Source organism: Mesorhizobium sp. WSM4806 (assembly GCF_055811635.1).
This window is the reverse complement of the sequence record NZ_JBVVQZ010000002.1, coordinates 92840-104054: the sequence shown is the minus strand read 5'-3', so window position 1 is coordinate 104054 and position 11215 is coordinate 92840. Positions and strand designations below refer to the sequence as shown.

The 11215-nt window shown below is 59.2% G+C and carries 9 protein-coding genes and 1 pseudogene; 6 read left to right on the top strand and 4 right to left on the bottom strand.

All coding sequences use genetic code 11. The features are described 5' to 3' along the window. Positions 1-99: 99 nt before the first annotated feature. Positions 100-2883: a UvrD-helicase domain-containing protein gene (locus tag AC0L2M_RS03160; protein ID WP_473534005.1), complete on the bottom strand. Its 2784-nt coding sequence runs from the start codon at positions 2881-2883 to the stop codon at positions 100-102. Between the two features lie 404 nt (positions 2884-3287). After that, positions 3288-4217 (bottom strand): tetratricopeptide repeat protein, encoded by a 930-nt coding sequence (locus tag AC0L2M_RS03155; protein WP_473534004.1) that lies wholly within the window; start codon positions 4215-4217, stop codon positions 3288-3290. A 491-nt stretch (positions 4218-4708) separates the two neighbouring features. On the opposite strand from AC0L2M_RS03155, the gene AC0L2M_RS03150 reads away from it, so the two are divergent. Further along, positions 4709-5605: an aminoglycoside phosphotransferase family protein gene (locus AC0L2M_RS03150; protein WP_473534003.1), complete on the top strand. Its 897-nt coding sequence runs from the start codon at positions 4709-4711 to the stop codon at positions 5603-5605. Positions 5606-5682: 77 nt separating this feature from the next. Here the strand turns inward: AC0L2M_RS03150 and AC0L2M_RS03145 are convergent, their stop codons facing one another. Together AC0L2M_RS03145 and AC0L2M_RS03140 are read right to left on the bottom strand one after the other, a co-directional pair. After that, positions 5683-5892 carry a hypothetical protein gene (locus AC0L2M_RS03145; RefSeq protein ID WP_473534002.1) on the bottom strand — a complete coding sequence of 70 codons (210 nt, stop codon included), beginning with the start codon at positions 5890-5892 and terminating at the stop codon, positions 5683-5685. A gap of 125 nt (positions 5893-6017) precedes the next feature. After that, on the bottom strand, positions 6018-6923 hold the full coding sequence (locus AC0L2M_RS03140) for an alpha/beta fold hydrolase (protein WP_473534001.1): 906 nt from the start codon (positions 6921-6923) through the stop codon (positions 6018-6020). Positions 6924-7106: 183 nt separating this feature from the next. Between AC0L2M_RS03140 and AC0L2M_RS03135 the strand changes: the two are divergent. From AC0L2M_RS03135 to AC0L2M_RS03115, 5 genes and pseudogenes are all read left to right on the top strand, one after another. Beyond that, positions 7107-7297 (top strand): annotated as a pseudogene (locus AC0L2M_RS03135) (thioredoxin domain-containing protein); the annotation flags it as partial. Positions 7298-7449: 152 nt separating this feature from the next. Then, positions 7450-8406: an MBL fold metallo-hydrolase gene (locus AC0L2M_RS03130; protein WP_254026878.1), complete on the top strand. Its 957-nt coding sequence runs from the start codon at positions 7450-7452 to the stop codon at positions 8404-8406. A gap of 138 nt (positions 8407-8544) precedes the next feature. Next, positions 8545-8844, top strand: coding sequence for an adenylate/guanylate cyclase domain-containing protein (locus AC0L2M_RS03125; protein WP_473534000.1), 300 nt, complete (start codon positions 8545-8547; stop codon positions 8842-8844). A gap of 998 nt (positions 8845-9842) precedes the next feature. Continuing rightward, entirely contained in the window at positions 9843-10436 is a 594-nt protein-coding gene (locus AC0L2M_RS03120) for a DUF6130 family protein (RefSeq protein WP_473533999.1), read from the top strand. A gap of 282 nt (positions 10437-10718) precedes the next feature. Further along, positions 10719-11114 carry an Ohr family peroxiredoxin gene (locus tag AC0L2M_RS03115; RefSeq protein WP_127205040.1) on the top strand — a complete coding sequence of 132 codons (396 nt, stop codon included), beginning with the start codon at positions 10719-10721 and terminating at the stop codon, positions 11112-11114. Positions 11115-11215 lie beyond the last annotated feature (101 nt).

The following is an 11215-nucleotide window of genomic DNA, read 5'->3' as shown; positions in this document are numbered from 1 at the left end:
TTTGACGTTGCCTGAAAACGGACGTTGGCCGCTCCCTGCTTGGAGATGCACTGACCTGAGATTAAGACGCGGCGGGCGCTGTGTCTGCTGCGCCCAGCACTACTGAACTGTAGGTCGCCGCGCCGCTCGCGATCTGTTTTGCTTTTGCTTGCCGGAGAACACTACGTGCCTGCAGTTTGGATACTGGCTGCAGCCGACGAACGAGCGCCCGGTCTTCGTTTTCCTTTGGACCAACTGACCAACTCGGCAGGCCGGGCATTGCTGTAGCGCTTGGCCGTCGATGGTCTCGAAGCGAATCTCCTCACCCGCGACCTCGCAGAGCTCTTGGATGTAGCGCGAGGGCCGGGCACTGTCGGCCAGCATGAAGACGCCGCGGCTGGCCCGGGTCAAGGCGACGTAGAACAGGCGTCGTTCCTCTGCGTACGCGAAGGTCTCGGGATTCGGAATCACTAGGTTCAGCAGCTCGTCGTCTTCGACACGGCTCGGAACACCATAGTCGCCCTCGCTGATGTCGAGCAGGATCGTGTAGTCCGCTTCGAGGCCCTTCGAGCGGTGGAAGGAAAGCGCCGAAACCTCGATATGCTCGAATGCCGGCATACGGCCGGCGAACGGATCGAGATGGTTGTAGCGCCAGAGAACGAGTACTCTAAGCTTCTGCCTTGCCGTGCCGCGCCACTGCTCCACGATGCTTCCCAGGAACACATCCAGCCGGGATAACAGCCGCAGGCAGGCTGCGCCAAAGTGCGGCCTCTCCTTTGCGCCCTCGATCGGGATGACGCGGATCGATTTGGGTATAGCGGGCCGTATAGACCGCACCGACTTCCTGAGCTGGTCTGGGTTCCGTTGAACGAAACCCGCCGCCGTCTCCGCGATCAGCTGGTTGCAGCGGTAGGTTTGCTCGAGCCGGCCTTGCCAACTTGTCCCGAAGTTCGCGTCGAACCTTGTGAAGAGGGTCACATCCGAGCCGGCAAAACGGTAGATAGACTGCCAGTCGTCGCCCACGGCGAAGAGTTTGGAGAACGGCTTCTGGTCTCGCAGCGACTTAATGAGTTTACCCCTGGGTCCAGATATGTCCTGGAATTCGTCCACGAGGATCAGCGAGTACGGACTGGTGTATCGTTTCGTCTCAACCAGCTGCGTCGCGTCGGCGATCATGGAATCGAAATCGATCCGTCCGGCATCCACGAGCTTTTCGGAATAGGCCTGGGCGATCCTGTAAACGACGCGCGAAAATATCCGCGCGCGTTCCTTATCGTGGAGCGACTGCGCACGCTGTAGCAGCATATCGAGGGTTAGATGACTCGCCCGGATGTGCTTGATGCAGGTGCCTATGAGCTGGTGGTAGTGCTTGACCACCACTGGCTCCAGCGCCTTCGCAATATCGCTATACTGCTTCGCCACGAGCTGTATCCCGCGCCGCTCTAGTTCCTCGCGCATGACCTCGGAAATCGTGCCGTCCGCGGCCTGGGCCGATCGCGTCTCGAAGAAATCGATCTGCCCGACCTGATAGTCCCGCCGCTTTGCTTCGGCGTGGTCGACATAGTCCTTGAATGGTGAGACGCCGTTTGCGTCGAGCGCGAAATGCTCGTGCACGGTACCGGTCGCCGAATAGTAAAAGTCGGGATGAATATGGCGGACGGCGCCTTCCGCATCCTGCACCTCGACCTGTCGTTCGTATTCGAACGCGACCGAGTTCAACCAAAGCCAGTTCGCGATCGACTGTTCCTGCAACGATTTGACGTAAATTCCGGCCAGCGAGCCGATCGTCGCCTTACCCCTGGTCCGCCGCTCCGTAATGTATCGTTGGTAGTCAACCTCACTGTCGAACGTTTCCCGGGGGATATCGGCCTTGGGATGCACGACCAGGAGATCAACCCAAAGCTGCATAAACTCCCTGTCGGAACTGGCTAGTTCAACGATGATCTCCTCAATCGCCTTGGCTTCCCCCGCGGGATGTTCGACCCAGTTGGCAAGCTGGGGTGGCCGCCCGTCGACCTCCTGGATGATGCCGCGGCCTAACGCGTGGAAGGTTGTCACGCGACATTCAAGTTTGTCGGGTTCGACCTTCAACTGCCTGGCGATGCGCTCCCTGAGCTCGTCCGCCGCGCTCTTGTTGAAGGCCAAGACCAGCATTTCGTCAGGGCGTGCCAACTTCTTTTCGAGCACATATGCGACTTTGCCCACCATAGTGGCGGACTTGCCCGATCCCGCCGATGCGATGAGCAAGTTATTGTCCTCGAGACGAATACAAGCCTCGCGCTGCTGCCCTGACAGCGACCGACCGTCCAGGTTGTCGAAGAACGCCGCAAAAGCGGCCAGTTCGGAGGCGATGAACCGCTCGTTATAACGATCGCGCACGTTCGGATCGGTGAGGAAGGCGTAGGAGGCCGGCAAAACGGCCTCGAGCGTCTGTGCCATCTGCCCTGGATCGAACATGGGGTGCGAGAGGGCCGTTGCCACCTTTCCCGGCACGCCGGCTATTGCGTTGCCGAGGTCCGAGTACGCCAAGTATCGGCGGTTGTCCGTCACGACCGCGCCGAGTCTCGCGTCGATCTCGCGCAGTTGGTCAGTTTCGGAACGGATCACTTCGCTCAGATATTCGTTGACGAACGCCGCGATGTCGGCCGCGAGTTCGTCTGCGGCGCTGCCGCTGAGGCCCGATAACCGATCAAGCCTGGTCCTCGAGCAGATTTCAACGGCGTGCCACAGGAGGCCTTTGGCGGTTTGGACAGATACGACGTCCAAGCATTCCAGCTCGGTCTCGCTGCCAGACACCAGGGTGATACCGGCTGCCGAATTCCGACCGGGCGTCAGTTTCCAGTTCTCGCCGGAGAACAGTCGGGCGAACAGTCCGGGACGGTATGTGCGGGCGCGCTTTAGCATTGAAAAGTTATATCGCGGCTAGGCCTTAGGCTTCCCTAACAGCGGTGGCGATTGCCGTCGAGACTAGGCCCGTTTGCTGGGGTCCCGCCCGTCACGCAGTCCTGTTGCCTATTGGGACCGTCGTGGGCCTATCTGGCACTCAGCGTCAACGACACAATTTCCATCGGGTCCCCCGATGTCTGCCCAAAGCTGCCAGTCGGCTGCCGGCCCCACTATGCTCTCGAGCAGCAATGCGCCTAATGTCGGCCGTTGAGGTGATCTTTGCTGTTGCCGATAGCAGACGTTGCCGGCGACCACCCTGGACATCGTAGTCGCGTCATTTCCGGGCCTTCGCGGACGGCAAATGCGAACGTCGCATCCCCAACCCGATGCAGACCTTCCGCCTAAGAAATCGAAGGCAAGCCCTAGCGGGGCGGAAGGTTGGCGCGGTTCGTGAGGGCTGCAGCAAAGCCCGGTTTGAGTTGGATCGCCCGGTCATAGTCGGCTTTGGCCTTTGCTTTTTCGCCCTTGGCTTGATAGGCAACCCCGCGGTCATTGAATGCTTCAGCAAAGTGCGGCTTCAGCTCGATGGCCTTGTCGAAATCGGCTATGGCCTTGTTCAGCTCACCCTTGGCTAGATAAGCATTGCCACGCCAATAGTAGATGTCGAAGGGCTCGGGAAACTGTGGCTTCAACGCGATGCCCTTGTCGAAATCCGCTATGGCCTTACTCAGGTAACCCCTGAGTAGAAAGGCCGAGCCGCGATTGATGAATGCTCCAGCATAGTCGGGCTTCAACGCGATGGCCTTGTCGTAGTCTGCAACGGCCTTGTTCAGGTCACCCCTGTCTAGATACGTGTTGGCACGGCAGTAGAAGGCTTGGGCGAACCGCGGCTTCAACTCGATGGCCTTGTTGCAGTCGGCCATCGCCTTGTCTGGTTCACCCATTTCTCGATAGGCAGAGCCCCGAACATAGAAGGCTTCAACAAAGTCCGGCTTCAACGCGATGGCCTTGTCGAGGTTAGCGAGTGCGCGGTTGAAATCTCTTTTTCGTAGATAGACATCTCCACGGTTATAGAAGGCTTCGGCAGAGTGCGGCTTCAGCTCGATTGCCTTGTCGTAGTCAGCAATGGCCTTATCTAGGTCACCCTTGTCTAGATAAGCATTGCCGCGGTAGAGAAAGGCTGGGGCGACCCGGTCTGCATTCGCGCCGGTCACCGCAACAATTCTGGTGCAAGCCTGGATCACCAAGTCCGCATCGTTGCGGCTGCCGCAGTCGCTCCAGTCATCAGCTTGTGCTGGAGACGCCGCTTCGAGCGCCAATAGGGTCAATGCCGCGACTAGCCATCTGGCCATCGGTATGCCCTCCGACACGCACATGATTGGCTCGTTTGCGCGCCGGCAGTTAGGATATCACAAAGCTCCAAGGTGCGCGACAAGTCGCCGTCTAGTTGGGGAACGGCCCGCCCGTCCGCCTTGCGGCATCTAGGCATGCGGAACGCCCTCACGGACAGAGACTCGCGGCGCGTTGATCGGAGAGCCCAAACCAGGCTGAGGACATTAATGTCGGCTTTCCTATTCAATAACAGGCTATCCTCGTGGACATGCGAAATGACTGCCTTGGGTCAGTTCACGTCGATGCACGCAGCCCGACTGAAGGTCCGCTTCTGACATTCCGAGCCTCTAAGCCGCAAGTGCGCCAACGGCCCAACACTGACGGTCAGCAACGCGCCGCATGGCGGTCATCGCAACGGTCCCGTCCATTCACCAAAAGCGGACATTGCCATCCAATCGCTACAACGAACAAACTATTTGCCCTTCATGCCGAGCTAGCAGGACGAGAACTCATGATGCATGCCAATCAGGTGGATATCGACATCGATATTGCCCGCCAGATGATCCGCGATCAGTTTCCCCAGTATCGTCATGAGGACATCACCTCAGTTGCATCGTCGGGAACCGTTAATGCCATCTTCCGCATTGGCTCGAAGAGCACTGCGCGGTTCCCACTGCGGGCGATGAATCCGACCGAATGCGCCGATATGCTTCGGTCAGAGGCCGCTGCTATGGTCGAGATTGGGGAGCATTGCTTATTTCCGACGCCTCAACCGATTGGGCTCGGCGAGCCAGGTCCTCACTATCCAATGCCATGGGCATTGCAAACGTGGATCGAAGGCGAGGTTGCCACGCCGCACGGGCTAAGTGGATCGACGGCGTTCACCCTAGACCTTGTACACCTCGTGGCATCGTTGCGCCACGCGGACACACGGGGCCGACGCTTCGACGGGCAAGGACGTGGTGGACATCTCTCCGATCATGACGATTGGATGATTGTTTGCTTTGAAAACAGCGAGGGCCTTCTTGATGTGGCTCGACTGCGCGATTTGTGGGCTCGCTTACGGGAGTTGCCATCCGCTGGGCCTGACGTGATGAGTCATAGGGACCTTATCCCAGCAAACCTTCTCGTGCAGGGCGAGCGTCTTGTCGGAGTACTTGATGGCGGCAGTTTCGGACCAGCCGACCCGTCGCTAGATTTGGTAGTCGCGTGGCATCTTCTAGACCGCGAGCGAAGGGCGGCCTTTGGATACGGCCTTCAAGTTGAAGATCTTTCGTGGAAGCGTGGTGCTGCTTGGGCATTCCAGCAGGCAATGGGTCTCGTCTGGTACTATCATCGCACCAACCCCGCCATGAGTGCGCTTGGGCGCAGCACGATCTCTCGCATTCTCGATGATCCGGACATCTGAATCGAGCAGTCACTCCGTCGGGACGGACGTCCGTTTCCTAAACGGGGAGTATAAAGGAATCGTCCGCTCTCCACCGATTATGTTGAAAAATCCGCCGCAATACTTTGCACCAGCCCGGCTGGTCCGGGTGTAGAAGTTTCATCTTTCAGTGGATGGCGCTGAGAGCCTTGGAGGGCATTTGCCAGAAAAAGAAGGAACGCTTCTTCTCCGCCATGCGCCGATGCCGCTTGCGTTTCACGCCAGCCGGACTTTTTCAACACAATCCGCCAGAAGCGGTCGTTAGCCACGCTGCGCTCCTTCTGAAGGCTGGGCCGGTGAGGCTACCAAGCATCAGACGCAGCTCCGACGCGGCCCTTCGATTTGCCTGATTTTCGAATTCGCGGGATCGCTGGCGGCTTTTACATCGGCCGCTTCAACCGACAAAGAATCGTTTTATTTCCGGGCCGAGGACTTCTGGCGCGGCATTGTGAGTCTGACCTTCCAGCGTGTGGTGCTGCGCATTGGGCAGGACATCCGCTAGCGCTCGAGCCGAATTGCGTATCCATCCAGGGCTGGCCCCACCGTCCATCACGAGCGTCGGTGCGGTGGCAGCAGTCCACTGAGCACGCGGCAGCGGGTCGCCGGCCATGTTGTCTCCCAGGACGGCGATATCGTAGGGCAAAGTATGCGCCACTGCTTCGAGCGCGGGCCATGTTGGCGCCCTTCGCATCTCAGCGACGGCTTCGGCAGGCGCACGCACCACTTCGGTCATCCAGTACTCTACGGCGTCACCTCGGCGATTAGCCGCCACGAGTTCGTTGATCTGCCCGACAAAATTCTCAGGCGGAGGCGGGCGGCTGTCGTCGATAATAAACGGTGGCTCGTACAGAGAGAGCTTTCGGACTATAGCGGGGAACTTGACCGTGGCCTCCAGAGCCAGGACCGCGCCAGAAGACTGGCCGTGGACAAACGCCGCTCCACCTGCTTCGTCAATGAGGGCCGTGAGATCTTCGATCTCGCGCTCGACCGAATATGGCGGCGTGTCTTCACTATCGCCTCTGCCCCGGCGATCGTAACTGAACACCGTGAAGCGTGGCGCCAAGAGCTTTGCCAGTGGCGCCCACCCCGATCGATCGCTTAGAGCGCCGCCGACCAGGATGAGCGCCGGTCCGTCGCCCGACCGATCGAAGGCGATGCGAGTCCCGTCTTTCGAGGTTACTCTATTTCCCACGCGCGCCTCCTGCGCCGACACTAAGCGCCCCATCGACGCAGCGGAAATGATCGCACCCGCCAAATCCGTCCCGATGAACAGGCGCCTGCTCAACAAACGTGTCGACAATTGGACACTCCCACTTCGGTTCGGACAAGAAACGAGCGGCGCGGAAGGCAGTTCCACGATCCCCGTCAGCTGCTCGCTGACGGTCGCACACGCAGACTGGACGCGAGTACTTTCTCGACTCTGGCTGTCGTGGCGCAGTCCAGGCAGGACGATGACCGCTTTGCGCCAGATGAAAGTTGCAGAATGACGATAACGATCTATCACAATGCTGAATACGGCACGTCCTGCAACACACTTGCCATGATCCGCCAATCCGGCGAAGAGCCAGAAGTGATCGAAAGCTGAAGACGCCGCCGTCGCGCGAGAAGCTTGTCGAAGTGATTACGTCGATGAAGACTACGCCGCGTGAGCTGCTACGCCGTTACGACCCACCGAAACACCATAGAACAGGCAGAAGCACACAACGGACGGAAATACCTACACGAGCTACCACCGCTCAACAGATGGTGAATTCACGCGGTCGTCAAACGGGAATAGCGTTGCCTTCGTAGACGTTGATGCGGGGGGCCAAGCAGGGAGCTTAGCCATGACAGCCATCGACACCCAGGAAGTGCTTCATCTGCTGAATCGCCGCCTCTTCCTTGCGGGAAGTGCGGCACTCGCGGCCGTGCCGCTGATGCCGTGGAAGGCGCTGGCGCTGGCGGCGCCGCACAGCTTCACGCAGGGCGACGCGCAGGTCACCGTAGTCAGCGACGGCCAGTTCACGCTGCCGCTCAACATCATCGCGACCGACGCGTCGACAGAACAACTCGCCGAGATCGCCAAGCGGCTCGGATACCCGGCGGACGGTGCCCGGATGTCCATGAACCTCCCGGTCCTCAAGATCGGGACCGACCTGATCCTCATCGACATCGGTTCCGGTGGAAAATTTATGCCGGAGACAACCGGAAAGCTCGCCGAAAACCTGACTGCGGCCGGCATCGATCCGGCGTCGATCACCAAGGTCGTCTTCACACACGGCCATCTCGATCACATCTCGGGCACGCTCAAAGCCGACGCCGAGCTGCTCTTCCCGAACGCGGCATATTATGTTGGCGAGGCCGAGTGGAATTTCTGGACCGATCCGAATCTCCTTTCGAAAATGCCGGCCGAGATGGGCGACTTCGTCAAGGGCGCGCAGCGCGACTTTGCCGCTGTGAGAGACAAGGTGACGATGGTCAAGGGCGGGCAGGACATCGTGACAGGCCTCACCGTCATCGACACGCCCGGCCATACGCCCGGCCATATCTCGCTGCGGCTTGCCGGAGGGGAGGGTCTGATCATCGCCGGCGACGCGACGACCAACCAGATCGTCTCGTTCGAGAAGCCTGACTGGAAATTCGGCTTCGATGCCGACCACGACACCGCGATCAAGACCCGCAAGACGCTGCTCGACGGCGCAGCCGCCGACAAGACCAAGCTGCTCGGCTATCACTGGAACTATCCGGGCGTCGGCTTCGCGGAAAAGGACGGAACTGCCTACAAGTTCGTCGCGGCGAGCTGACTGCCGTTCCTTTGCAACCGAAAGGCGCGGCTTGTCCGTGCCTTTCTGACCAAGCTTGCAAGATCAACGTTGAAGCTAGCGCTTTGGAACTGTCCAGTCGGCGCCATCTCGGTGCACTCGTGGCCTGAAGTAAAGGTGATGGGCGACGGTGTTCTGATGGAGTTTGCCAGCGCAGTAAATGCGGTGACCGCGGCCATTGAACTGCAGCGAAGGATGGCAGACGCGAATTCCGCGCTGCCCACAACACGCCGCATCGTTCTGCATATCGGGATCAATCTCGGCGACATCGTCATCGAGGGCAGCGATGTTTACAGTAATGGCGTCAACATCGCGGCCCGGTTAGAAGGCCTCGCCAAGCCAGGCGCGATCTATGTGTCGCGCAGCATCCACGACCAGGTAAACCGCAAGCTCGAGCCGGCTTTGACGATCTCGGGCTGAAACAGTCATTTGGTGCGCCCCGAAGATCGGCCCATCTGGCAGACGGCTTCCACAAAGCGGGGCTGCCGGAGTACCCGCCGGGTCAACTCACGACACTGGACATTGGAAGTTGAATGTCCGCTATCGTTCTTGCCAGACCAAAAGCAGACCTACTACTTGCGGCCCAATTTCGGTCTTTTAATGCCACTCGCTCTGACGGCCGCTACTGGCGGTCAGTTCGCGTCATGCAGGTTGGACTCAATTGCATTCGCCTAGCGAGCGATCCGCCCAACTTCGCACGATCACGAAACCGGTAACCTGTTGAGACTATTGGTATCGAAATCTGTGAACCAAAAGAGCGAGGTTGCCAGGTTCGGAGAATATCGGCCGAGAGAGCGCTCATTCAACGGGGAATAGCCGGCGGTGCGGCTGCCAGCTTTTTTTTGAAAAGCCCGCAGTTGTGCGGGATCCGTGCACCGGCAAATGTAAGCAGAGAATGTTGGGGCAGGGTGCATTGGCGGAGGGAGAGGTACTGGGATCCAACCTTCTCCACCTATGGCGCAAAGTATCCCTCTCTGAATAGGCAAGGTTGGCAACCGAGGAATCCAGCGGACGAGCTCGGTGTCCCGAAATGGGGTCCGACGCGCTCCGACAGAGGCGCGTGCTTTCAGCAAGCCCGGCCGCGTCGCCAATATGCCAATGTGACGGTCTGGCTATCACTTCCATCTAATTCCATGTGATTGGAGCCCCGAGGGGTGCCTCGGGGCGTGCGCGAAGGCCGTAGGGCAACACCCGCAGTCGCTCCATTGGTTTCGGCGCTGTAAATCATGTAGTTATGGATTGTAAATCCCGCAATTTCTTTTGAGTTTCTGAAAGTTGATTTGCGAGCGAACCAATCCAAAGGTATTGCCGATACCATAGTGCAATTATTGCCGATACCATAGTGCAATAGAGTTAATGTTGCCGACGGTCGATCCTTCTCTCACATCCGAATGATCGGATAGAGATAGGAGGACGTCATGTTAGCAGCATCACTATCGCCCACGCGGTGCAAACTACATGCCACCACGGCTCACACCGGGGTCGGTGACTCAATCCGCCTCTTCTGCGTCAACATTCCCGAGTCGGAACTGACCGAATTGCGCCGGTTTCGGCACAATGCCATGACCCTACTCATCACGACGCTTGCCGCAGTCGCGACAGGAGCCGTGCTCGCTACGAGCGCCTTCGCCCAGAGCGCGAGGGACGTCCGCGGTGCTTCACCATTCGAAACAATCGAGAACGAACCCGCACCCAAACTGATTGTGGATCCACCACTTCCGGGCCCACTGGCCCAGGGCCTCTTTCAGGCCCAGTACCGGACGGAGAACGTGCACATCGTGCCGGTGTTTGGGGAGGGCGCCCTCAAGGCATCTCCACGCATCGGGCATCTGCATATAACCGTCGACGACCACGAATTCTTGTGGGCGGATTCGGGTAACACCAATACTGTCGACATTGCAGGGTTTTCGCCCGGCGATCACAAGGTGAAGATCGAGTTGGTCGACGCTAACCACAACGTCTTCGCCGGACAATCTGTGACGGTACCGTTCACTGTGCCTCCTGCTAAATAGGGAGACCGGCTTTCCGCTAATGCCCCGGAAACGGTGCCGTCGCGGGAGTGGTTGCATTTGGGAGTTGGCGTAGTCTCCGGGTGTCAAACCTCGAATTATCCGGCGTTAGAGCGCCGGACAGGAGACTACGCCATGACAAGGACTCCCATGAATGCGGAGCCATTCATCCTGAGGAAAGCGACGAGCTATCTTCGACAGGGCAAGCCGACCGATACTGGCTGGGGCGCAGGGCTTCGCAGCACCACATCGGCATGCTGGAACGATAGGAGAAAGGATTTCGATATGACTGAGAAACTTCTCTTCACTGGCAAGACCCACAATACTAGCGGTCGCGATGGCGGAGCCCGCAGCAGCGACGGCCAGCTGGACATCAAGCTGAAGCAGCCGCACCCGGCCGCCGAAAACCTGTTCGGTGCCGCCTGGTCGGCCTGCTACATGGGAGCGCTCGAGGTCGCAGCCTCCCAGAGAAACATCAAGCTTCCGGCGGGTACCGCGGTCGATGCAGAGATCGATTTGAACTCAGACGCCGGCTCCTACTTCTTGCGGGCGCGCCTCAACGTCAGCGTGCCGGGCGTCGACCCTCAGGTTGCGCGCGAGCTGCTCGGTGCGGCACACAGCATTTGTCCGTACTCCAAGGCGACGCACGGCAACATCAACGTTGCGACCAAGCTCCTCTGAACCCGGTCAAGCCTGCCCGGCGGAGACCGCGAAAGCCGGAGCTGTTCACCAATGAGGTCCGGTCGCTGCATTGACGGCTCTATCCTCGCCTGCTGCTCGAA